Raw genomic sequence first — 22,056 nt, forward strand, 5'->3', positions numbered from 1 at the left:
CCCGTCCTCGGGGATAGCCCTTCCGCCGCCCTTTTTGCAAGACCCGACGTGCGTGTCGTGATCGCGCCTCGCGAAGGGGCGCGGCACGATCACGACGCGCGGGACATGTCCGACGGCATCCGCGCCCTGGGCTCGTGGATCAGGACCGTCTCGGCGCTGGAGAGCTCCTCCATGTCGGGCGCGTCGCCTGACATGCGCCAGCCCGGGCTCCGCTTGGGCAGGCTGTCGAGCAGGCCGACGAACGAGCTCACCCACTCCTTGATGTCCTGAGGCCGCTCGTCGGGCGACAGCGCGAGCGCCCGCGCGAAGGCGCGGTCGACGTCCGGCGGCGTTCCCGGGAGCAGCGACGAGACGGGCGCCGGAGGGGCGCGCGAGAGGCTCGACAGGATGGTGGCGAGGTCCTCTCCGGCGGCGATGCGCCGTCCGGTGAGCGCCTGGTAAGCGACGGCCGCGAAGGAGTAGAGATCGCTGCGCGTGTCCACCGACCTGCCGCGCGCCTGTTCCGGGGCCATGTAGAGCGGAGTCCCCAGGAAGATGCCCGTCGAGGTCGCGCTCACGTCGGCGGAGAGCTCCTTGGCGATACCGAAGTCGAGGATCTTGACGTGAAAGTCGCCCGGCCCCGTCGACGGGATCAGGAAGATGTTCTCCGGCTTGACGTCGCGGTGCACGAGCCCCGCCGCGTGCGCAGCGCCGAGCGCCGAGGCGCCCTCGCGCAGCAGCACCGCCACCTGGGCTGGCGTCCCGGGCCCGTGCGACTTCATGGCGTGAGCGAGGGTGAAGCCGTCCAGCCATTCCATCACGATGAAGAGCGTCCCGTCCTCGATCTCGCCCGAGTCGTACACCTCGACGACCGACGCATGATGGATTCGCGCGACGAGGCGCGCCTCTCTCGCGAACCGCGCGCGCACATCCTCGTTGTTGAAGTGCTCTGCCCTGATGGTCTTGATCGCGACCTCGCGCCCGAGCCGCTCGTCGTGGGCCTTGAACACCCTGCCCATGCCGCCCTCCGCGACAGCCCGGGTCAGGCGATACCGCCCCGCCACGCGATAGGGGGACGGCCGCGGCCTCTTCAGCGCGGCGCCGTCATCGAGGCATCGCTCCGCGTGCTGGTCGTAACAGCGCTGGCAGCTGGGGCATATCTGCAGGATATCGATACCGCGGCGCACCATGTCTTCGAGCGTCGCTTCCCGCCGCTCCGCCGCGCTCGCGAGATCCTTGCGCAGCCGCGAGAGCTCGAGCGCGCTGCCGAGGTGATGCGCGAACGTGCGGACGAGCCGTCTGGCCGTATCGTTCCATACGACGCCGCCGCCGACGATGACCAGCGCGCCGTGGACGTCGCCCGACATGCCGAGGACGGGGACGACGACATCCGCGGATCTCGGAAAGGGGTGTTGGGTGAGCGCAGCGTGGCGCAGCGCGTCGACGTGCGGCGCCTCCGTGGCGGTCGCGGTGAGGCTGATCATCGCCTGCTCCTCGGCCTTCCACACCGCGACCTCGCGGGCGCCGATCGCCTCCGCGATCTGCGCCGCCGCGGCGGACGACCACCTCGCGATGTCGTCGAGCGCCTGTGCCGAGGAGACGACGAGCTCCGCGAGCTTCTCCTGCTCCTCCGCGAGCTGGCGCGCGAAATACTGCACCGTTGCGTACGCGATGGCCGACACCGTGAGGAGGTTCATCGCGAAGAAGCCGGCGAGGAGGCTCGGAGGCGCCTCCGGCGCGACGCCGGAGAGGAGCGGGTCGGCAACGCCGGCGGCCATCACGAGCAGCGTGTACGCGATGAACCAGGGGACGGACGCCCGCGATCCGTGGAACAGCAGCAACGTCAGCGGCGCGAGGAGCGCCCAGAGGATGACGCCGCTCGAGCCGACGAACCCTCCCCGGCTCGCGTGCATGAGAAACGGCAGGGCGAAGATGAGCAGCGCCTGACGGAAGCGGAACCCGGCAAACTCCTTCGTCCTGGCGAAGTGGGCGAGGCTCAGGCCGGTGCACACCATGTAGCCGAGCGGGATCGCCGCCGAGCGGTGGTCCCCGGCTGCCCCATAGGCGATCACCCAGACGGGGCACGCGCACGCCTTGAGCGCCGCGGTGAGCGTGAGGATCTTCTTGTGCTGGCGCACCTTCGGATCGTCGCCCGACTTCAGCCCCATCCGAGCGATGGCCTGGAAAAACTTCATTCTGGTCGATTGTACGACGCTGAGCAGGGCGGCCTCAAGCCGCGGTCAAGCGTCCGGGGGGCGCGATGTAGTCGAGGTGTAGGTGTTGCGCTCCCTGAAACGGGGGCGGTCGCTTCGGCGTGCGCTGCGTGGAGACGAGCGACGGCCGTGCCCACATGCTCGGTGGGCTGGGACCGGATCCGCCGGATGCCTATCGGCAGCACCGCTCAGGCCGCGTTCCTCCTCGCCCGCATTGCTGACACCACCAGCTCGTTTTGCCCGGCTGCTCGGATGTCTTCGGCGTCCTCGGCTTCACGGAGGCCCCCGCGAGCTTTTCCGCCGCTTGCGGCGCCTTCTCGACAGGCTTGCGCGCCGTCGAGAGCTCCGCGCGCAGCACCCGCGCCTCCAGCGCGAACGAGTCCCGCTCGGCGCGCGCCTGCCGGGCCTCCTCCAGCGCTGCCTGGCGCTCCGTTTCTGCGACAGCCTTCGCGGACTCCAGGGCGGCGTGCGTCGCGTGCTGCGCCAGCAGGATCGCTTCGGCCTCACGCTGCGCTGCCTCGGCGTCGCGCAGGGCCGCGTGTTGCGCCTGCCGAGCCGCTTCGGCGTCGCGCAGGGCCGCGCTTTGCGCCTGCCGAGCCGCTTCGACTTCGCGCAGGGCCGCGCTTTGTGCCTGTCGGGCCGCTTCGGCGTCGCGCAGGGCCGCGCTTTGCGCCTGCCGAGCCGCTTCGACTTCGCGCAGGGCCGCGCTTTGTGCCTGTCGGGCCGCTTCGGCCTCATGCTGGGCTGCCTCGGTGTCGCGCTGCGCTGTATCCTGCGCCTTGCGAGCGGCCTCCGCCCCGCGGCGCACGGCCTCGGCCTCGCGCTCCCGCGCCGACTCGGCATGAGCCGCCTCTCCTGCAGCGAGCGCGCGCCGCGCTTCCTCGAGAGCCCTCCGTAGCTGCCGTCGCCCCCGCTCAGCGACGAGCGCCGCCACGAGCAGCGCCGCCAGCGCCAAGAGGTTCAGCCCGGTCGCCATCCGTCCGCCAGCAAGCGCCCGCGCTTCGCGAGCAAGAACGCGCGATTCTCCGCGGTCAGGTGCCCACGGAACAGGGAGGGGAGCTCGTCGTAAGGGGTCACAACGCACCCGCGCCAGCGAAGCGAATCAGCGCCGCCTCTCGAGGGCAGCGATGTCCTTGTCGCACACCGCTCGCTGGACGCCAATGGCCTCTGGGCCTGTCGCCGCGCTGCGGCTCCGCGGGCCCCCTGTGGTAGCCTCGGCCCGACCGCCGGCCCTGAACCAAGAGGATGCGCGATGCCCTACTCCCAGGCGAAGACGATCCTCGCCCTCCATAGCCCTCTCGGCCCCGACGCCCTCGCCCTCGTCAGGATCCATGGCGAGGAGCGGCTGTCGGGCCTATTTCGGTTCGAGCTCGACCTCCTGTCCGAGGAGCGGGCCATCGATTTTTCTGCCATCGTCGGCCAGGGCATCACCGCGGTCATCCGCCTCTCCAGCGGTGCCGAGCGCATGATCCACGGTGTCGTCACGCGCTTCCGTCAGGCCGGCCGTGTCTATGTCGACGGCGGCCAGCCGAGGACCGCCTATCGCGCCGAGATCCACCCCTGGCTCTGGTTTCTGACGAGGACCACCGACTCCCGCATCTTCCAGGACAGATCGGTGCCCGACATCGTGAAGCAGATCTTCGATGACCTCGGCTTCTCCGATCACAAGGACGAGCTGACCGGCTCGTACGCTCCTCGCGAGGTGTGTGTCCAATACCAGGAGACCGCGTTTCAGTTCGTCTCGCGGCTGCTGGAGGAGGAGGGCATCTATTACTATTTCCAGCACGAGGACGGAAAACACACCCTCGTCCTCGGCGACGACAGCGCGGGCAACCCGCGCTGCCCCGATCTCGGCGACGTGCGCCACGTGGGCGCCGCCGAGACCTCGACGCGCGATGAGGACGCGATGACCGCCTGCGAGCTCATCGAAGAGGTCGTCGCGGGGTCGTATGCGGCGACCGACTACAACTTCAAGGCGCCCAGCACCTCGCTGCTCAGCCAGGCGAGCGGCGGCGGGGCGAAGCTCGCGCTCTTCGAGTATCCCGGCGGCTACGCCGACAAGGGCGCCGGCGACGCGATCGCCACGCGTCGCATCGAGGCGGAGGAGGGCGTGGCCCGGCGCCTCGTCGGCAGCTCGTTCTGCCGCGCGTTCACGGCCGGCCACGCGTTCCAGCTCGTCCAGCACGAGCGCTCCGACGTGAACGGCGAGTACCTGCTGCTCGCCGTCACGCACTCGGCCGACAACGACGAGTACCAGAACTCCTTCGAGGCGATGCCCATGCAGAGCCCCTTTCGCCCCGCGCGCGTGACGCCGAGGCCCCTCATCGCGGGGGCTCAGACGGCCGTCGTCGTCGGCAAGAGCGGCGAGGAGATATGGACCGACGAGTTCGGCCGCATCAAGGTGCAGTTTCACTGGGACCGGTACGGCAAGCGCGACGAGAACAGCTCCTGCTGGATCCGCGTCGCCCAGTCCTGGGCCGGCAAGGGGTGGGGCAACTGGTTCTTGCCGCGCGTCGGCCAGGAGGTCGTGGTCAGCTTCCTCGGCGGCGATCCCGACAGGCCGCTCTGCACCGGGTCGGTGTACAACGCGGACCAGACGGTCCCCTACGCGCTTCCCGGCGAGCAGACGAAGAGCACCCTCCTGTCCCGCTCGTCGAAGGGGGGCAGCGCGGGCAACGAGCTCCGCTTCGAGGACAGGAAGGACAGCGAGGAGCTCTTCATGCATGCCCAGAAGGACATGGTCGTCGACGTGGAGAACGACTGGACGATCGGCGTCAAGCACGACCAGGCGATCTCCATCGACCACGATCAGACGCTGGCGGTGGGTGGAGACCAGACCATCAGCGTGGAGAAGAGCCGCACGGTGACGATCGACAAGGGGGACGACCTGCTGACGGTGGGGAAGGGCAACCGCACGATCGACGTGTCGAAGGGCAACGAGTCGCACGCGGTCAAGGGGACACGGGATGTGACGGTCGAGGGGCACGAGACCCACACCAACAAGGCCAACTTCACCCAGGAGGTGAAGGGCAATCACGTCCTCAAGGTGAAGGGGAACCTGGTCATCGAGGCCAAGACGGTGACCATCAAGAGCGAGCAGGCGATGACCCTCAAGGCTGGGAAGGCGCTGAAGGGCGAGGCCGGCGCGGATCTCACGTTGAAGGGCGACGGGAAGGTCGCGATCAAGGGCAGCGAGGTGAAGAACAACTGACGTCCGCCCGGGCGTGGGCGAGCGCGTCGCGAAAGGAGCGCCCTTGTCGATCACCGAGGAGGAGGTCTTCGCTCAGGCGGTGGACAACGCAGGATTTCTGTGGAGCCAGCGCGACAGTGCGGCGCGCGATCCGCGGTACGACCTGAAGGGCCTGGCGGAGGTCGACGCGCGGCTCGCGGCGCAGCTCGATCTGCTCGAGCGAGGCGGGCGCGCGGCGTGGGACGGCTGCGCGGCCGCGGCCGAGGAAGGGGGGGCGGGCGAGGTGTTCGCGGCGCTCTCGCTCGCGCTCACGCGGCGGGATCAGGGGGCGATCGCGGCGTTGATCGCGCGGGGGATCGATGCGCCGGATGTGGCGCGCGGGGTGGTGTCGGCGCTCGGGTGGGCGGCGCCGGAGCTCGTGAAGGACGTGCTGCCAGCGCTGCTCGGCGCGAAGGCAGGGCCGGCGCTCCGGACCATTGGCATCGCCGCGAGCGCGGTGCGGCGGCGGGATCCGGGGCCGGCGCTCAAGGAGGCGCTCTCCGCCGAGGACGCGCGGCTGCGGGCGCGGGCGCTCAAGGCGCTCGGGGAGCTCGGGTACGTGGAGGGGATCGACGATGCGCGGCGGGCGTTCGGCGCCGAGGACGAGGCGGTGCGGTTCTGGGCGGCGTGGTCCGCGGCGCTGCTCGGGGACGAGCGCGGCGTGGATGTGCTGCTGGAGATCGCGGCCGGCGGGCGAGCGCTCGCGCAGCGGGCTGCGGGCGTGGCGTTGCGGCGGCTCGGTCCGCACGCGGGGGCGAGATGGCTGAGGGGGCTCGGGGAATCGCCGGGGGCGGCGCGGGCGGCGATCGCGGGGGTGGGGGCGCTCGGGGATCCGGCGCACGTGCCGTGGCTCATCGAACGGATGAGCGCGCCCAGGCTGGCTCGCCTGGCGGGCGGGGCGCTGTCGTTGATCACGGGCGTGGAGTTGGTGAGAGAGGAGCTCGAGGGGCCCGCGCTGGAGGAGGCTGGGCCGAGCGACGACCCGGAGGACGAGGACGTGGGGCCCGATCCGGACGACGGGCTCCCGTGGCCTGATGCGGCGGCGGTGGCGCGGTGGTGGGCGCGGCGGCGAGGGGACTTCGCGGCGGGGAAGAGGCATCTCTGGGGGAGGGGGGTCGATCTGGAGGGGCTGAACGAGGTGCTGCGGCGCGGGAGCCAGCCGGCGAGGGCGGCGGCGGCGATCGAGCGATGCTTCCTGAGGCCGCGGCTGGGGGTGTTCGAGGTGCGTGCGCGGGGGGACGCGCAGCGGGCGGAGCTCGGCGGGTAGAGCGCGGCGCGCGGGGGTAGAGCGCGGCGCGCGGGGGATGAGGGCGCCAGGCCGGCCGCGCGCGGCGCGCTTGTGGCTCGCGTGCACCACCACCCGCGTGCGGCCGGACCTTGCGGCCGGGCGGTGGCGGGACGCAAGCTCGGGGCATGGCGCGCCGCTTCAACACGGCCGGGCCCTGCCGCCCGGACTGGCACTACATGATCCCGGCGGAGCGGCGGTTGCCCGAGGCGCCCGGGCTCGTGGAGCAGATGGGGTACTTCGTGGTGCACGCGCCGCGGCAGACGGGCAAGACGACGGCGCTGCGGGCGCTGGCGCGGCGGCTGACGGCGGCGGGGCGCTTCGCGGCGCTGCTGTTCTCGTGCGAGGAGGGCGAGGCGTGGGGCGACGACATCGGCGCGGCGCAGCGGGCGATCCTGCGGGAGATCGACCGGCGGGCAGCGATCGAGCTGCCGCCGGAGCTGAGACCGCCCTCGGTCCCCGAGCAGGGGAACGAAGGGCTCCTGGGTCTCAAGCTGTCTGCGTGGGCGCGCGCGTGCCCGCGGCCGCTGGCGCTGTTCTTCGACGAGATCGACGCGCTCCGGGGTCAGAGCCTGATCGGCGTGCTGCGCCAGCTCCGGGCCGGTTTCGCCGATCGGCCAGCCGACTTCCCCGCCTCGGTGGCGCTGTGCGGCCTGCGCGATGTGCGCGAGTACAAGGCCGCGAGCGGGGGGGATCCGGGCCGGCTCGGCACGGCGAGCCCGTTCAACATCAAGATCGAATCGCTCAGGATCGGCGGTTTCGATCGCGACGAGGTGCGCGACCTGTACGGCCAGCACACCGCCGAGACCGGCCAGGTGTTCACCGAGGAAGCCATCGAGCGCGCCTTCGCGCTGACGGCCGGCCAGCCGTGGCTGGTCAACGCGCTCGCCCGGGAGATCGTGGAGAAGCTCGTCATCCCGCCGGACGAGCCCATCACCGCAGCGCACGTCGAGGAGGCGAAGGAGCGGCTCATCCTCGCGCGCGCGACGCACCTCGACTCGCTGGTGCACCGGCTCACGGAGCCGCGCGTGCGGCGGGTGCTGGAGCCCGTCCTGGCCGGCACCTACGAGGGCGGGGGAGACACCTACGACGACGATCTGTCGTACGTGCGCGATCTCGGGTTGGTTGCGCCGGACAACCCACTCCGGATCGCGAACCCGATCTACCGCGAGGTGATCGTGCGCGTGCTGGCCTCTCCGGCCGAGGCGAGGGTGCCCGCCCCGCCGGCGCGGGCGTTCATGCTGCCCGACGGGCGGCTGGATCTGCCGCGGATCCTGCGCGAGTTTGCCGAGTTCTGGCGAGAGCACGGCGAGGTGCTCGCGGCGGGCATGCCGTACCACGAGGTGGCGCCGCAGCTCGTGCTGATGGCGTACCTGCAGCGCGTGGTGAACGGCGGGGGCCACGTGGACCGGGAGTACGGGGTGGGGCGCGGGCGGATCGATCTGCTGGTGCGCTGGCCCCATGCGGCTGCGGACGGGACGCGCGCGGTGCAGCGCGAGGCGCTGGAGCTCAAGGTGTGGAAGGACGGCGGCAAGGATCCGCTGCCGAAGGGCCTGGCGCAGCTCGAGCGGTATCTGGAGCGGCTGGGGCTGCCGACGGGGGTGCTGGTGATCTTCGACCGGCGCAAGGAGGCGGGGGAGCCGGAGGAGCGCACGCGCTTCGAGGAGGCGGTGACGCCCGCGGGGCGCAGGGTGACGGTGCTGAGGGCATAGCTCACAGCGGGCGCGGCGAGCGCGGGGCGAGGCGGGGGAGGAGGCGAGCGCGAGGCCGAGGCCGGTCGCGCGCGAGGCAGCGGCGGCCGGGCCTTGCGGCCGGGCGGTGGCGGGACGCAAGCTCGGGGCATGGCGCGCCGCTTCAACACGGCCGGGCCCTGCCGCCCGGACTGGCACTACATGATCCCGGCGGAGCGGCGGTTGCCCGAGGCGCCCGGGCTCGTGGAGCAGATGGGGTACTTCGTGGTGCACGCGCCGCGGCAGACGGGCAAGACGACGGCGCTGCGGGCGCTGGCGCGGCGGCTGACGGCGGCGGGGCGCTTCGCGGCGCTGCTGTTCTCGTGCGAGGAGGGCGAGGCGTGGGGCGACGACATCGGCTCGGCGCAGCGGGCGATCCTGCGGGAGATCGATCTCCAAGCGGAGGTGGAGCTGCCGGCGGAGCTCAGGCCGCCGCCGATGTCGCTCGAGGGAGACGAGGGACTGCTCCGGGCGAAGCTGTCTGCATGGGCGCGCGCGTGTCCGCGGCCGCTGGTGCTGTTCTTCGATGAGATCGATGCGCTGCGAGGCCAGAGCCTGATCAGCGTGCTGCGCCAGCTCCGGGCCGGTTTCGCGAACCGTCCAGTGGACTTTCCTGCCTCGGTGGTGCTGTGCGGCCTGCGCGACGTGCGCGAGTACAAGGCCGCGAGCGGAGGGGATCCAGGCCGACTCGGTACGGCGAGCCCGTTCAACATCAAGATCGAATCGCTCAGGGTCGGCGACTTCGATTGCGACGAGGTGCACGACCTGTACGGTCAGCACACCGCCGAGACCGGCCAGCTGTTCACGGAGGAGGCCATCGAGCGCGCATTCGCGCTGACGGCCGGCCAGCCATGGCTGGTGAACGCGCTCGCCCGGGAGATCGTGGAGAAGCTCGCCGTCCCGCCGGACGAGCCGATCACCGTGGCGCATGTCGAGGAGGCGAAGGAGCGGCTCATCCTCGCGCGCGCGACGCACCTCGACTCGCTCGTCGCGCGGCTGCACGAGCCGCGCATCCGGCGCGTGATCGAGCCGCTCGTCGCGGGCGCGCTGTCGGCCGGCGGCGACACGTACCAGGACGATCTCCAGTACGCTCGCGACCTCGGGCTGCTCGCCTCGGACAACCCCGCGCGCGTCGCGAACCCCATCTACCGCGAGGTGATCGCCCGGGTGCTCGCCGGCGACGTCGAGCCGGTGATCCTGGCCGAGCCGAGGCGCTTCGTGCTTCCGGACGGCCGGCTCGATGTGGAGCGCCTGCTCCAAGAGTTCGCGGCGTTCTGGCAAGAGCATGGCGAGGCGCTCGCAGGGAGCCTGGGCTACCACGAGGTGGCGCCGCAGATCGTGCTGATGGCCTTCCTGCAGCGGGTGGTGAACGGCGGCGGGACGATCGACCGCGAGTACGGCCTCGGCCGAGGGAGGATCGACTTGCTCGTGCGCTGGCCCTACCGCGACGCCGAGGGGCGGCGCGCCGTGCAGCGCGCGGCGCTGGAGCTCAAGGTATGGCGCGAGGGGGAGAAGAGCCCGCTGCCGAAGGGGCTGGCGCAGCTCGACGGGTACCTCGCGCAGATCGGGCTCGACGAGGGGGTGCTCGTGATCTTCGACCGGCGCAAGGAGGCGGGCGAGATCGACGCGCGCACGCGGTTCGAGGAGGCGAGGGCGCCGTCGGGGAGGCGGGTTACGTTGCTCTGGGCGTGAGCGGGCGCTCTTGGAAGCCACCTACCAGGCACGCTCATCACATCAAAATCGGTGGTCATCGCTCCAGCCTCGCGCAGGAGACAGCCGTACGCCGACGAGGGAGCGCACGGCGTCGGCCACTGCAGCCTGGACGACGAGGATGTCCGGATAGTCCTTGAGCCGGCAGATCTTCAAGTCGCCGATGGCGCTCTCGTCCAGCGCGAGGGCGTCGATGCGCACGATCTGATCGTCGTCCATGACGAGATCGGACGCTGCACGGTCGATAGCATCGACGAGCCCCACGACGTTGAGGGCATGGAAGCCCTCCACTGTCCGGCCGGAGGGCTCGACGAGGAGCGCGGGGTAATACTCGACGTTGTCAGCGCCTGCGCCGACCAACGCGTTGCGCAGGCGGCCGGAGCCGATGGGGACCCTCATGAGCTCGAAAAAATCCGGGAACGTCTCTGTCGGCGCGCGCGCGGTCTCCTCCTCATCGATCGTGTGCTCGTCGAAGGGCTCTTCGAGGACGACCTTGAGCCCGGCCGGGGCCACGTCAGGGGCGAAACGCTGGCCGTGCAGCCACTTGAGATCGTGCCCAGGGCGTGCTTCCTCGAGCGAGGCCATCACGGCAAATTCGAGATCCATCTCCAGGACGTAGTACATATCCCTTTCTCCTCGAGCTCAGCGGAAAGGAGAGATGTCCAGCCGGATGTCGGGCCACGCTGATGGCGAGAGCCGGCCGCCGCGGTCACGGTAGGCCGTTTGGGCTTCGCGCAGCTTTTCAGGGTGGCATTCCCACTTTGCCCTCGCGACGGACATGAACGCATGGTTGACAGCCCCGTCCGCATACTGCTTCAGCTTTTTCTTGAGGCTGTCTAGATCCGACTGCTCGCACCGCGCCGGGGCCGATATCAGCACGGCAATCCTGCGCACCATGTTGTCCGACCTCACGAAGTAGCTGCTTTTATGACGTCCTATGTGTAGCTGAAGCGGCTTCCCCGATTCTACGGAGGCCCAGAACGCCTGGAAGCTCTTTTCAAGGGATGCAGGCGCTCCTGCGTCGCCGCTCCGGCCGGGGAGCTGGATGATGTTCGGGCTATCGTTGGGTCGGAACTCTGCGGCGTTGAGGAAGTGATTCAGACGAAGAAACTCGTCCTTGCCGTTCTTCACGAAGCTGGAGTAAGCGAGGCTGTGGTGGCCCTCCGATGCGTAGCTGGGTGGATACGTGTTGTCCTTGTAGATCTTGCAGCGCTCGGCATCGCCGCCGTCGAAGACGCCGGACATGCTCTTGTCGCGCTCCCATCCGCTCTTCCCTACCGTCGGCTCGACAGGCTCGTCCTTGGGTTTTTCGTGCGATTTGTCGCAAACGATGCACTGTCCCTGATCGACCATGGCCTGAACGCTCGCGACGGTCTCGCCGATCTCCATGTCTCACCTCGATGATCGTGGCGCTCGGAGGCGCGGGTTCAGGTCATCCCATCATGTTCTTCTTGTTATGGAACAGCGGATCCCCCAGCCGGCACACGTTCTTCCCCTCGAACTTCACGTCGAACGAGTACAGCATGAACTCGCACTCCCCCCGGTTGCACGAGCTCATCACGCCGCCGGCCGTCCCCGCCTCGTCGCCGCTCGATTTCGAGTACTTCGCCCCCTTCACCATCGGCATCTTCCCGTCGCACGTGACCTTCTTCGGCCCGTCCGACGTGTCCGACGCCTGCCCGATGTTCGGGTAGGGGATCGGCACCGGCCCGCCGGGGGTCGGCGTCTTGCAGACGTCGGGGAACACCATGCTCATGCCGCCGCTCTGCTTGTGGACCACCCCGCGCATGTTGGCGAACACCTTCGTTCCCATCGCTCGCTCCTCCAGTCCCTTTCGTTCCCCGATCAGTCCCTGTCCAGGATCGCCGCGCCGCGCGCCGCCAGATCCGACGGCGCCCACACCAGACAGCGTGACGGACGGTGGCCCTCTGCCAGCGACATCGCCGCCAGCCCCACAAGCATCGCCCCGAGCGCCGCCCCCGCGTCACCCACGCAGTCTGCCGGGTGCTCGATCACGAAGTCTTCGGCGATCCTCTTCTTGTGCCGCGCCACCGCCACTCCCCACTCCTTGGCAAAGAAGCTCTCGCCGTTGAAGCCGGCGTACACCGTCCGTACAGGCCCCCCCGGCGCCGCGGCGAACGCTGTCTTGAGCGCCGCGTCCAGCCCCTCGCCGCGGTACGGCGCTGCCGTCGTGTAGCGGTGCCCTTCCTCCTCCGCCGTGCCCACCGAGACGAGCCGCGACAGCGGCGCGCGCCCCGAGCCCGGCCGCGCGAGCAGCAGGAACGCCGCGCCCTCCCCCGGGATGAAGCCGTCGAAGATCCCCGCCGCGCGCAGCCGCTCCTCGAGGTCCAGCGTCCCGAGCAGGTACAGGTCGAGGAGCGTATCCACTCCACCCACCACGACGCGATCATACCGGCGCGCGGAGAGCCCCTCCAGCGCCGCGGCGAGCGCCAGGAAGGCCCCCGCCCGCCCCGCCGGGAACACCCGGCTGCGCGCCAGGTCGAGCTTCACCTCCGCCTGCGCCGCGAGGTGCTCCAGGAAAACCGGCCCGATCGGCGCGGGACGGCCTACCGGGAACGCCTCGGGCCCCGCGAGCAGCACCGCCGCCGGTCCGGGAGGAGCGTCCTCGAGGCATGCGCGCAGCGCTGGTCCCGCGAGCCGCAGCATCCGGAGCTGCCGCGCGGTCAGCCCGGCGATCCCCTCGAGCGCAGGCGCGAGCGGCGGCAGATCCGGAGTCGCCACGAGCGCCATGACCAGCGGATTGAAGCGGCGATCCAGGACCGAGCTCTGCTGGAACCGATCGATCCCCGCCCGGACCGCCGCGCTCGTCACCTCGGCGCTCAGCCCGACAGAGCTCACCATGCCGACCCGCAGGATGTCCGCGCCCGGGGCCGCCATCACGACCTCCGTCCGCTCAGCTCGATCCGCCTCGCGTCGATCTCCACCAGCTTCACCTTGAGGGCTCGCTTGTCGCAACCCACCTCGCCCAGCCACACGATCCCGAGCCGCCCCTCGCCAGGCTCGAGCATCACGGTCTGAAGCCGCATGGGCGGCCGCTCCACGTCGGTATCGATCGTGACCTTCACGTCGAGATCGCACAGCGGCAGCCGCACATCCCAGGGATCTGGCGAGGCGTTCTGCACCTTGACCGGCTCGCCGCCGCGCAGGTGGCCCGGACAGACGAGGCCAGGCGAGGCCGCGTTGAAGAAGCGCGCGTCGAAGTCCTTCGGCAGGTACGGCGCCCGCGTCTCCTGCCAGGCCTCGTCGTAGGTCCCCGCATACCGCTTGCGCGGCTCCCACGAGGGCGCGATGAAGCCGAAACCCGCGGGCGGCGGGCGGTCGCGCGTGCCCGAGAGGAGGTGCGCCGGGTCCTCCAGGTTGGGCAGCCGCCGCACCGCCTTCTCGGGCGGCGCGCTCCGCAGGCCGAAGCCGATGCCTACCGGATTGCGCTGATCGATCTCCTGGGGACCCTTCTCGGGATCGTACTTCAGCACGCCGCCGAAGGCGCGCTCGTAGACGAGCGGTAACCGCTCGAACGGGACCGGCGGAGAGATGCGAAGATCCAGCGGGCCGCGCCATTCCCGATCGCCGAAGACGCGGACCACCCTGGCGACCGGGCCGACCGCGAGCGACACATCGACCGAAGGCGCCGGGCGCCCGCGCGGCGCCCACGCCTCGCCGAGCAGCACCACGTCGGTCGCCGGCTTGCCGAGGTGGAGATCCGCGGCGTGCTTCAGGCTGGTCTGTCCGGGCTCGCCCCAGTACTCGTCCGCGAGCTTCAGCGGCTCCTGCGCCTCGGCGATGCGCAGCGCCCCGCCGCGGAGCGCGAAGGTCGCGCGGACCGCGACGTAGAGCGTGTCCACCCCGCGAGCGTCCGGGAAGAGCGCGATGTTCGCCTTGAACGAGGTGCTATTTCGGAGCTGGAGCATGGGATGGCCGGCGAGAACGGACGCAGGCGCTCAGAACCCACGGTTCGGGAGCTTGCGCACCCGGTTGAACTCCGCCTCGCTGATCGCCTTCGTCGCCCGCCATTGCTGTATCACGTAGTCGGGAGGCTTCACGTCATCAGAGAACCCGTGCCAGCCGCCCGCGTTGTCGTAATGAAACTGATAGACTTTCCCGTTGCGGTAACCCCACAGGCGGGGAGCCTTGTCGCGGAGCGGCGCGGCGGCGTCATGGAGGGCGCTCTGGAGCACCTGCCTCGCCTGTGCGTCGTCCAGATCCATGATCGTGCCCTTCACCCCAGGACCGCCTCTCCCTGCGTGCTTCGGTGTGGGGGCATATTTCCGCAACGCCGGGCTTGTGAGCTGCTGCTTCCAGAGGACGTTCGTCGCCGAAAGGAACGCCTCGATCTCTCGCTTCATCTGCAGGATCGGAGCCATGGCGTCACGAGGCAGCTTGTCAGCAGGAAGTCTGTTCAGCGCCTCGAGCAGCTTCGCGAGCGCTGGGCGGAGCTGATCGGCGAGCTTCGCATCCTCGCGCGCGAGCGCGATCGCGTCCGCGATCGAGCGAGCGTACCGTGGGAGCTTGCCGAGCTTCATCATGTCGCCGACATACGGGATCATGCTGGCGCCGCTGATAACGGCGTCCAGCCATTGCCCGCGCGCGAGGGAGATGAGCCCGCTGGCCCCATCCGAGATGAACGTCGGATCCACCAGGCCGACGAGGTCGAGGGCGAACTGCACCAGGTCGAGGATGAGCTCCGCTTTACTGGCCATGGGTGTCCTTCCGTGCCGCGCCGCCGTCGTCGGCCGGTGAGCGAGACATCGTGGCAGCGGAGAGCGCCGCCCCTCGCAGCCTCTTCTCGATCGGCTCTCGCCTCCGCGCGCCCCCGCCGAGGCACGCCGTCGTCCCGAGGCGCGCCCCGTGCCGCCTCCCGAGCCGCGCCGCCGGCGCCTCCTCGGCGCGCATCCGCAGGAGCACCGTGAAGCTCAGCACGTCGCCCGCATAGAACCGCGTCAGCGCGCACAGCGGCTCGAGCAGGTCCCCTCCAGGCAAGCAGCGCACGTAATCCCGGAGCGACAGCGGCCCCACGACGAGCTCGAACCCCGCCTCCTGGTCCCACGCTCGCCGCCCCAGGATCGCCCCCTGCCCGAGCCCCCGGTTGCGCCCCGAGGGGCCGATCGCCGTCCAATCGCTCTCCTCGATCGGGTGGTACGCCCCCGTCAGCGGCGCCGCCTCGATCGGCACCCGCAGGTGATGCCGCAGCAGCGCCGTGAGGCCCGCCATCGGCCGCACCTCCCGCGCCACCAGCGCCGCCGGCTCCAGCAGCGCGCGGTCGCTCACCGGCAACCTCCCGCGAAGCGACGGCAACCCGAGGCCGATCAACGCATAAAGGTACCGCGCGGCGTCGTCCTGCTCCGGAGACGCCACGCCGAGCCCGATCCGGTGCCGCTTGCGGATGCGGTAGACCAGCGAGAGCAGGCGATGATTGAAGATGTCCAGAAAATCGCGCAGCGCGAAGTCGCGCCGCGCCGCGCGCTGGTACACGAGCTCCGCGAACGGCGGCGGCAGCGGCCCGAGCGCGCCCGCGAGGCTCATGAAGCTCGCCGTCAACACCGCCGGCTCCCCCTCGCGCGCGGCGCGCTCGATTCCGGCCACGTCCGTCTCGGGGAACGCGAGGTCGATCGCGCCGCGCAGCCGCACCGCCTCGGCCGCGGGCTCGGCGCTCTCGCCCACGCTCCGGCAGCCCTCCGCCCGCGCCTCGAGCAGCGCCACGGCCTGGAAGAAGTCGAAGCGGCGGCCCTCGGTGAAGAGCCGGTCCTCCTCGTCTAGAGGAGCGCCTTCGCGCCTGCCATCGGTTGCCATCGCTTCCATACCTCCGCGCGCCCCGTGCTCCTCAGCACGAGCTCCGTGAATGAATTGATGTGTGCGTGCAGCGAGAGATACCGGCTCAGCACCTCCGCGAAGAGCAGCGGGCTCGATCCGACGAACTGCTCCTCGTCGAGCGTCAGCGTCACCTCGGTCCCGCGGCAGAACCCGCGCCACGCGTCCGCGCCGATCCGCCGCGTCACGGTGCGCGCCGACACGCCCGCGATGCCCTGGATCTGGCGCTCCGCCTCGGGGATCGACGCGAAGAGATAGACGCGCAGGATCTCCTTCAGCGCGTCCATGCCGCCCGGCCCCGAGATCGAGAGGTGGTTCTGCGACAGGTTCGATACGAGCCGCCAGAGCGCCTGTCCGCCGAGCGGAGGATCGCGCTGCGGGGTCGGCTTGGTGAGGCAGGTGATCCGGCCCATGGCGGCCCCACGCTCGAGCGACAGCGACACGCCGGCGGACAGCTCCTCGGGGAGGTCGCGGTTGGTGCACAGCACCGAGGCGTACACGACCCGAGATGGGGGCCTCCGAGGCGAGAGGTCGAGATCGACGAACGACAGGGTCACGTCCGTGCCGGGCACGTCTTCACGCGACGTCGCGACGCGGCGGGCCTGCCAGAACGCGCGTGGGCCCGCGCCCGCGCCCTCGGCGTGGTGCGTGAAGGAGAAGAACGGCGCGTACTCCACCTGCTCCGCCTCGCCCGGCGCCGTCGCCGTGACCTTGTGGATCGAGTGGATCTCGGTCGTGCGCTCGCGGCGCGCGTCCGCGACCAGGCGGTACTCCGGGAAGCGGTGATCGACCCGGATCGGCTCGGTCGTGCGGGAGAACAGGTTGATGATCGGCGCGCAGCCGAGCCGGAACGTGTCGGCCCGCACCACGAGGCTCGCGGGCGGGCGCTGGTCGAGCAGGAACAGCAGGCTGCACGCCGTGCCCTCGGGGAGGTGCGTGAGCTCGACGTCGAAGAAGAGAAACTTCTCGGGAAAGGCGAAGTACTCCTGGACCAGCCGGTGACCGGGAGACGCGTGCACGGGGTAGGGGAGCGCCTCCTCGTCGGGCCCGAAGCCGACCGGGTGGAGCCGCGCCTCCGCGAGATCCCGGCCGCCGCCTTCGCCGGCGCAGAGGACGCGCAGCGTGTGGCCGAAGAGCAGCTCGTACAGGCGATAGCCGCTCAGGCCGCCGCCGCTCAGGAAGAAGCGCAGCCGCCGCACCCCGAGCGCGCGCAGCGGAGGGCCGCCGCTCCGCAGGCGGATGCGGAGCGCCGCCATCACCCCGCCGGAGCCCGGCGGCAAATCCAGCGCCTCGGGGGCGCCGAAGCCGGCGGCCTCGATCTCGATCGGCCAGAGCGTGACCGGAGCGCACGTCCGGAAACGGCAGGTCGGGCCCCCGTGCGCCTCGGCGAAGAGCGGCGTGCCCCGCTCGATCACGTGGCCCGAGGTGAGCTTGCTGTCCCTGGGGCTCACCTCGAAGGCCGCGATCGCCATCGACGGGATGGGCGAGAGCAGCGGCGGATAGAGGACGCCGAGCAGCGACGTGGTGAGCTCGGGGAGATCGCTGTCGAGGCGGCGCTGGAGGCGCGCCGTCAGGAACGCGAACGACTCGAGGAGGCGCTCGACGTGCGGATCCGCGGAGTGGCGCCCCTCCAGGCCCAGGCGCGCGGCGATCTTGGGGTACGCCGCGGCGAACTCGGCGCCGCGCTCCCGCAGGTAGGCGAGCTCGCGGGCGTAGAGATCGAGCAGCTCGGCGTCGTGGTCGGTCGTCGTCACCCGACCTCCGGCAGCGGCAAGGTGAAGCTGAGCGGCTCGCGCACCCGCTCGGTGACGAGCTGCGCGCGGACGGCGACGCGGTACCGCGCGTCGCCGTCCGCGGGAGGGAGCAGCTCGACCTCGACCCGCGCGAGGCGGGGCTCGTATGCCTCGACCGTCTGCTGGACGAGCCGCGCGACGCGGAACCGGTCTTCCTTGACGACGTCGCGGCCGCCGAGCTCGAGGTCGGGAAGGCCGTAGTCGATCACGGTGCGCTGGCGCGAGAGGGCCACGTCTCCGGGCACGGGGCAGCGCGTGCCGAGCAGCCGCTCGAGCTCGCGGAGAACCGAGGCGCGCAGCGCGTCGAGGTCGTGGCTGCGCTTCGGCCGCGCCTCGCTGCGCTGCGATGGGTTGTCGTCGACCAGGCGGTCGAAGAGCGGTACACGCCCCGCGTCCGCCGCGCCCCAGCTCTCGTCCATCTCGCGTCCTCGTCACGAGGCCGGGGCGGCGGCGCGCCCTCGGCCCCGCGAGATCACTTGCCCTTGTTCTCTTCGAGGCTGAAGCTCGCCGAGCTCTTGCCCTTGGCCCCGCCCGGCGCCTCTTGCTTCTGCTGCGCGTAGTCCCAGGTGATCTTCTTGTAGCCGAAGGTGATGGTCTCGATCGGCTGATCCCCGCCGGCCGTCACCGAGACGGAGGTGATGATGCAGCTATCGAAGGTGTACGTCATGTACTTGTGCGGCGCCCCGGCGACGTCGGCCTTCCAGATGTGCACCTTCATCGACTTGATGTCCTCGCCGCCGCAGCACTTGAGGTTGAGCGTCGGCGACGCGATGTCGAAGTACTTGGTGATCGTGAAATCGTTGTGCACGCAGCGGCCGCTCGCGCGGCTCGTGTTCGAGGGCCCGGCCGTGAGCGGCATGGCCACGCCGTGGCTGAAGGACAGCAGCTCGATCATGTCCTTGCCCTGAGCCGACGTGCTCTCTCCCTTGATGCCATCGATTTCCCAGAAGATATTCTGCATGGTTCATCCCTCCTCTATCCACGATTGCACAGCCCGCGCGCGGCCGGGCCCCATCGCGAGGCGCCTCCGCGAGCGCGGCCACCTTCTCCGCGGCGCGCGCCGCTCCTCGTCACCCCACCGGCGGCGGCAGCTCCGCGACGAGCCGCATCGAGACCGAGAGCTCGTTCAGCTGGAAATGCGGCTTGAGGAACACAACCGCGCGGTACGCGCCGGGCTTGCCGGGGACCTCGGAGACGTCGACCCGCGCCTCGCGCAGCGGCAGCCGCGCCTTGGTCTCCTGGCCGGCGCTGTCGTTGAGGAGCACGTAGTCGGCGATCCAGTTGTTGAGGTAGTTGGAGACGCCTTCCTGCGAGCTGAAGCTCCCGATCTTGTCTCGCATGAGCACCTTGACGTAGTGCGCGAACCGGGACGCCGCGAGGATGTAGGGGAGCTGCGCGCTCAGCCGGGCGTTCGCGTTCGCCTGCGGCAGGTTGTACGCCTTCGGCTTGTTCGTGGTGCTGCCGCCGAAGAAGGCCGCCTGCGCGCTCCCCTTCTTGTAGCAGAGCCCGATGAAGCCGAGCTCCGACAGCTCGTTCTCGCGCCGGTCGGTGATGGCGACCTCGGTCGGGATCTTGGCGACGATATCCCCCTCGCTCGTCTTGAAGGTGTGCAGCGGGAGGTTCTCGACGAGACCGCCGCCCTCGACGCCGCGGATCGCGGCGCACCAGCCATAGAGCGCGAAGGCGTTCGTGATCCGCTGCGTGAGCGCGTACGCCGCGTTCCCCCAGAGGAAGTTCCCGTCGCCCTCGCCGACCTGCTCCTCGTAATTGAACCCCTCGACCGGGACGCCCTTCGGCCCGTACGGCAGGCGCATGAGCACGTGCGGAAGGACCAGCCCGACATAGCGCGAGTCCTCCGACTCGCGGAACTCGCGCCACTTGATGAGCTGCGTGCTCTCGAATATCTTCGCGAGGTCGCCGGGCACGCCGATCTGGGTGAAGCTCGGCATGTCGAAGAGCTCGGGCGACGCCGCCGCGATGAACGGCGCGTGCGCCGCGGCCGCCACCTTGGAGAGCTCCGTGAGGAGCGAGACGTCGGGGTTCGTGCCATCGAACTCGTAGTCGCCGACGAGCATGCCATACGGCGCGCCCCCGAAGGTGCCGTACTCCTCCTCGTAGACCTTCTTGAAGACCGCGCTCCGGTCGAAGTCCGCCGCGGCCTCGAAGTCCTTGCGCAGCTCGTCCTTCTTCACGTTGAGCACGCGCAGCTTCAGCCGCGTCGAGGTCTCGGTGTTCATGACGAGGTAGTTCAGCCCGCGCCAGCGCGCCTCCACCCGCTGGAACTCCTTGTGGTGCAGGATGGCGTCGAGCTGCGCGCTGATGCGCGCGTCGATCTCGGCGATGCGCGCCTCGATGGCCGCCACCGTGTCGCTCCCGACCTTCACCTTCTCGTCGAGGACCTGGTTCACGAACTCATCGATGAGATCGCGCGCGTGCTTTCGTTGCGGCTCCGCCGCGCCGCGGACCATCCCCTGCGCGAGGATCTGGTCGATGAGGCTCATCTCCTCGGCCGGCGCTGCCGCCGCCGAGCCGACCGCTTGGGTGCTCTCTTCCGCCATGGCTCTCTCCCTTCCCGTCCTAAGATCGCGGCTCAGCCGTCCCGGCCCTTCTCGAGCTCCTGCTTGAGCGTCTCGAGCTTCTTCGTGTCCTCGACGACCCGCTTGAGCATCCCGCTCAGATCGTCGTTGCCCTCGAGCTTCGCGAGCAGATCGTTCAGCCGCTCCCGCGCGCGGAGCAACGCGCGCAGCGGCTCGACCTGCTCCACGAGCTGCTCGGGCCGGAAGTCATCCATGCTCTTGAAGGAGAGGCTGACCTTCAGCTTGCCGCCCTCGTCCGTGAGCTTGTTGTCGACGAGGCACGTGGCCTCGGGCGCCACCGCGGCGAGGACCTCATTGAAATTGTCGCGATCGATCTCCACGAACTTGCGGTCCTTGAGCTTCGGCCGCGGCGCCTCGGAGGTGCCGGACAGGTCGCTCATGATCCCGACGACGAACGGGATCTCCTTCTTCTCGATCGCGCCGCCGGTCTCGACGTCGTAGGTGATCTGCACCCGAGGCGGGCGGTTCCTGCTCAGCCATTGTTGCTTGCTCTCTGCCATGGTCGTTCCTTTCTCCCGCGGCCTCGGTCGAGCGTGCATCTCGCGCGGACGCTCTCCCCGGGGCCAATCCACCCTCGCGCGGCCGGGCCGGGGACCGATCGGCGGATCGGGCCGGCGCCGGCGGTCTCATGGGATCATCCGGCGTCGCCCTCCTCCCGGCCGCGCATGCCGAGCAGCCGGTAAATCGCGACGAGGTCGTCGGCGCTCGAGACGAACTCGCCGAGCAGCTCCGCGAGCGACATGTTCCCCCAGGAGATCGCGCGCTTCACGAGGTACGGGACGGGGCTGTGCGGCTCCGTGCGAAGGAGGTAGTCGGCCGCCTCGTTGAGCCGGCGATACGCTTCCACCCGGCTCTGGATCGCCGCGGCCGGGCCCCGCGCGGGCGCCGGGTCCTCCGCGCTCTGCGCCGGGGGCTCTCCCGCGGCGGGCGCCGGCGCGTCGTCAGCGGGCTCGCCGAGGGCGGACGCCGTCGCGGCGCCGAGCAGGCGCAGCGCGCCGCGGGTCCGGTGGAGGACCGGGGGGCGGTCCATCCTCGCCGCGAGGCTCCGCTCCAGCGCCTCGGCCGCGGACAGGGCGGCGCGCGCGTCGCGCTGGAGCGCTGTCCATCGCGAGCGATCGACGAGGGAGAGCCGCGCCGCGAGGGGCTCGGCCGACCGCGCGCCCTCGGCCGGGCCGCCGCCGTCCATCCGGCCGCTCTCCCAGTCGGCGAGCGTGCAGGGGGGGCGGTCGTCGCTGCCTTCGAGGAGCGGGACCATCCGGAGCCGCCGCGCGAGCGCCTCGTCCAGCCAGCCGACGAGGTCGCCGCGCGCCTCGAGGCCGTCGTCGTCGAGCGCCGGGAACATCGCGTCCCAGTAGCGATCGCAGAGCCCCGCGATCAGCCGGAGCCCCGGCGCCGCCGCGCCGATCCCGCCGATCTGCGCCCACGCGTCCGTGAGCCAGGCGGCGATCTGCAGGTCCTTGGAGCGCCGCGCGAGCGCCTCGGCGCAGAGCTCGGCCACGAGCTTCCAGTCCGCCGTCTTGAGGCGCGTCGCCCACACGCCCTGCGGCAGCGTCGGATCGTCCTCGCGCCGGGCCTCGCGGACGCGATCGTACGTGCCCTCGTAGCGCAGCGGCGCCCCGGCGGGCGCTGACTGCGAGATGGGCGCGAGGAGGCGCTCGATGTCGATTGCGATGGTGCGTTCTGCCATGCGTGCC

19 protein-coding genes are annotated in these 22,056 nt (G+C 70.7%); 4 read left to right on the forward strand and 15 right to left on the reverse strand.

The genetic code is table 11. The features are described 5' to 3' along the window. Positions 1-89: 89 nt before the first annotated feature. On the reverse strand, positions 90-2,174 hold the full coding sequence (locus WMF45_RS51380) for a serine/threonine-protein kinase (RefSeq protein ID WP_437714871.1): 2,085 nt from the start codon (positions 2,172-2,174) through the stop codon (positions 90-92). Between the two features lie 190 nt (positions 2,175-2,364). Beyond that, positions 2,365-3,168 (reverse strand): hypothetical protein, encoded by an 804-nt coding sequence (locus WMF45_RS51385; protein WP_437714873.1) that lies wholly within the window; start codon positions 3,166-3,168, stop codon positions 2,365-2,367. 276 nt (positions 3,169-3,444) lie between these two features. Here WMF45_RS51385 and WMF45_RS51390 point away from each other — a divergent pair, with 276 nt between their 5' ends. From WMF45_RS51390 to WMF45_RS51405, 4 genes are all read left to right on the forward strand, one after another. Continuing rightward, positions 3,445-5,403, forward strand: coding sequence for a type VI secretion system Vgr family protein (locus tag WMF45_RS51390; protein ID WP_437714875.1), 1,959 nt, complete (start codon positions 3,445-3,447; stop codon positions 5,401-5,403). Between the two features lie 43 nt (positions 5,404-5,446). Further along, positions 5,447-6,688, forward strand: coding sequence for a TIGR02270 family protein (locus WMF45_RS51395; RefSeq protein ID WP_437714876.1), 1,242 nt, complete (start codon positions 5,447-5,449; stop codon positions 6,686-6,688). Positions 6,689-6,834: 146 nt separating this feature from the next. Further along, entirely contained in the window at positions 6,835-8,418 is a 1,584-nt protein-coding gene (locus WMF45_RS51400; RefSeq protein WP_437714878.1) for an AAA family ATPase, read from the forward strand. 129 nt (positions 8,419-8,547) lie between these two features. Beyond that, a complete protein-coding gene (locus WMF45_RS51405) occupies positions 8,548-10,128 on the forward strand; it encodes an AAA family ATPase (RefSeq protein ID WP_437714880.1) in 1,581 nt (526 codons plus the stop codon). 42 nt (positions 10,129-10,170) lie between these two features. Here WMF45_RS51405 and WMF45_RS51410 read toward each other — a convergent pair whose 3' ends face one another. From WMF45_RS51410 to tssA, 13 genes are all read right to left on the reverse strand, one after another. Beyond that, positions 10,171-10,770 carry an imm11 family protein gene (locus WMF45_RS51410; RefSeq protein ID WP_437714882.1) on the reverse strand — a complete coding sequence of 200 codons (600 nt, stop codon included), beginning with the start codon at positions 10,768-10,770 and terminating at the stop codon, positions 10,171-10,173. Positions 10,771-10,788: 18 nt separating this feature from the next. After that, a complete protein-coding gene (locus tag WMF45_RS51415) occupies positions 10,789-11,535 on the reverse strand; it encodes a hypothetical protein (RefSeq protein WP_437714884.1) in 747 nt (248 codons plus the stop codon). A gap of 43 nt (positions 11,536-11,578) precedes the next feature. Beyond that, on the reverse strand, positions 11,579-11,959 hold the full coding sequence (locus tag WMF45_RS51420) for a DUF4150 domain-containing protein (RefSeq protein ID WP_012241942.1): 381 nt from the start codon (positions 11,957-11,959) through the stop codon (positions 11,579-11,581). A 32-nt stretch (positions 11,960-11,991) separates the two neighbouring features. Continuing rightward, a complete protein-coding gene (locus WMF45_RS51425) occupies positions 11,992-13,044 on the reverse strand; it encodes a hypothetical protein (protein ID WP_437714886.1) in 1,053 nt (350 codons plus the stop codon). Beyond that, positions 13,044-14,075: a DUF2169 family type VI secretion system accessory protein gene (locus WMF45_RS51430; RefSeq protein WP_437714888.1), complete on the reverse strand. Its 1,032-nt coding sequence runs from the start codon at positions 14,073-14,075 to the stop codon at positions 13,044-13,046. The genes WMF45_RS51425 and WMF45_RS51430 overlap by 1 nt, the downstream gene beginning before the upstream one ends. A 30-nt stretch (positions 14,076-14,105) precedes the next feature. Then, complete coding sequence (locus tag WMF45_RS51435) at positions 14,106-14,864, reverse strand: hypothetical protein (protein ID WP_437714890.1); 759 nt, start codon at positions 14,862-14,864, stop codon at positions 14,106-14,108. Next, positions 14,854-15,954, reverse strand: a complete 1,101-nt coding sequence (gene tssG, locus WMF45_RS51440) for a type VI secretion system baseplate subunit TssG (RefSeq protein WP_437714892.1) — start codon at positions 15,952-15,954, stop codon at positions 14,854-14,856. The genes WMF45_RS51435 and tssG overlap by 11 nt, the downstream gene beginning before the upstream one ends. Next, entirely contained in the window at positions 15,918-17,726 is a 1,809-nt protein-coding gene (gene tssF, locus WMF45_RS51445; protein ID WP_437714894.1) for a type VI secretion system baseplate subunit TssF, read from the reverse strand. Before tssF ends, tssG begins: the two co-directional genes overlap by 37 nt. After that, positions 17,723-18,184 (reverse strand): type VI secretion system baseplate subunit TssE, encoded by a 462-nt coding sequence (gene tssE, locus WMF45_RS51450; RefSeq protein WP_437714896.1) that lies wholly within the window; start codon positions 18,182-18,184, stop codon positions 17,723-17,725. Before tssE ends, tssF begins: the two co-directional genes overlap by 4 nt. A 53-nt stretch (positions 18,185-18,237) precedes the next feature. After that, the gene (locus tag WMF45_RS51455) at positions 18,238-18,726 is read right to left on the reverse strand and encodes an Hcp family type VI secretion system effector (RefSeq protein WP_437714897.1); all 489 of its coding nucleotides are present in this window, start codon (positions 18,724-18,726) and stop codon (positions 18,238-18,240) included. A 109-nt stretch (positions 18,727-18,835) separates the two neighbouring features. Beyond that, on the reverse strand, positions 18,836-20,323 hold the full coding sequence (gene tssC / locus WMF45_RS51460) for a type VI secretion system contractile sheath large subunit (protein ID WP_437714898.1): 1,488 nt from the start codon (positions 20,321-20,323) through the stop codon (positions 18,836-18,838). Positions 20,324-20,355: 32 nt separating this feature from the next. Beyond that, a complete protein-coding gene (gene tssB / locus WMF45_RS51465) occupies positions 20,356-20,862 on the reverse strand; it encodes a type VI secretion system contractile sheath small subunit (RefSeq protein WP_437714899.1) in 507 nt (168 codons plus the stop codon). Between the two features lie 134 nt (positions 20,863-20,996). After that, the gene (gene tssA, locus WMF45_RS51470) at positions 20,997-22,049 is read right to left on the reverse strand and encodes a type VI secretion system protein TssA (protein ID WP_437714900.1); all 1,053 of its coding nucleotides are present in this window, start codon (positions 22,047-22,049) and stop codon (positions 20,997-20,999) included. Positions 22,050-22,056 lie beyond the last annotated feature (7 nt).

Source organism: Sorangium sp. So ce448, from assembly GCF_051520915.1.
Classification (GTDB): Bacteria; Myxococcota_A; Polyangia; order Polyangiales; family Polyangiaceae; genus Sorangium; species Sorangium cellulosum_B.

What these genes read in the sequence shown, in the direction of transcription:
- WMF45_RS51380 (WP_437714871.1), bottom strand. Translation starts at nt 2,174, where the DNA reads ATGAAGTTTTTCCAGGCCATCGCTCGGATGGGGCTGAAGTCGGGCGAC.
- WMF45_RS51385 (WP_437714873.1), bottom strand. Translation starts at nt 3,168, where the DNA reads ATGGCGACCGGGCTGAACCTCTTGGCGCTGGCGGCGCTGCTCGTGGCG.
- WMF45_RS51390 (WP_437714875.1), top strand. Translation starts at nt 3,445, where the DNA reads ATGCCCTACTCCCAGGCGAAGACGATCCTCGCCCTCCATAGCCCTCTC.
- WMF45_RS51400 (WP_437714878.1), top strand. Translation starts at nt 6,835, where the DNA reads ATGGCGCGCCGCTTCAACACGGCCGGGCCCTGCCGCCCGGACTGGCAC.
- WMF45_RS51405 (WP_437714880.1), top strand. Translation starts at nt 8,548, where the DNA reads ATGGCGCGCCGCTTCAACACGGCCGGGCCCTGCCGCCCGGACTGGCAC.
- WMF45_RS51410 (WP_437714882.1), bottom strand. Translation starts at nt 10,770, where the DNA reads ATGTACTACGTCCTGGAGATGGATCTCGAATTTGCCGTGATGGCCTCG.
- WMF45_RS51415 (WP_437714884.1), bottom strand. Translation starts at nt 11,535, where the DNA reads ATGGAGATCGGCGAGACCGTCGCGAGCGTTCAGGCCATGGTCGATCAG.
- WMF45_RS51420 (WP_012241942.1), bottom strand. Translation starts at nt 11,959, where the DNA reads ATGGGAACGAAGGTGTTCGCCAACATGCGCGGGGTGGTCCACAAGCAG.
- WMF45_RS51425 (WP_437714886.1), bottom strand. Translation starts at nt 13,044, where the DNA reads ATGGCGGCCCCGGGCGCGGACATCCTGCGGGTCGGCATGGTGAGCTCT.
- WMF45_RS51430 (WP_437714888.1), bottom strand. Translation starts at nt 14,075, where the DNA reads ATGCTCCAGCTCCGAAATAGCACCTCGTTCAAGGCGAACATCGCGCTC.
- WMF45_RS51435 (WP_437714890.1), bottom strand. Translation starts at nt 14,864, where the DNA reads ATGGCCAGTAAAGCGGAGCTCATCCTCGACCTGGTGCAGTTCGCCCTC.
- tssG (WP_437714892.1), bottom strand. Translation starts at nt 15,954, where the DNA reads ATGGCAACCGATGGCAGGCGCGAAGGCGCTCCTCTAGACGAGGAGGAC.
- tssE (WP_437714896.1), bottom strand. Translation starts at nt 18,184, where the DNA reads ATGGACGAGAGCTGGGGCGCGGCGGACGCGGGGCGTGTACCGCTCTTC.
- WMF45_RS51455 (WP_437714897.1), bottom strand. Translation starts at nt 18,726, where the DNA reads ATGCAGAATATCTTCTGGGAAATCGATGGCATCAAGGGAGAGAGCACG.
- tssC (WP_437714898.1), bottom strand. Translation starts at nt 20,323, where the DNA reads ATGGCGGAAGAGAGCACCCAAGCGGTCGGCTCGGCGGCGGCAGCGCCG.
- tssB (WP_437714899.1), bottom strand. Translation starts at nt 20,862, where the DNA reads ATGGCAGAGAGCAAGCAACAATGGCTGAGCAGGAACCGCCCGCCTCGG.
- tssA (WP_437714900.1), bottom strand. Translation starts at nt 22,049, where the DNA reads ATGGCAGAACGCACCATCGCAATCGACATCGAGCGCCTCCTCGCGCCC.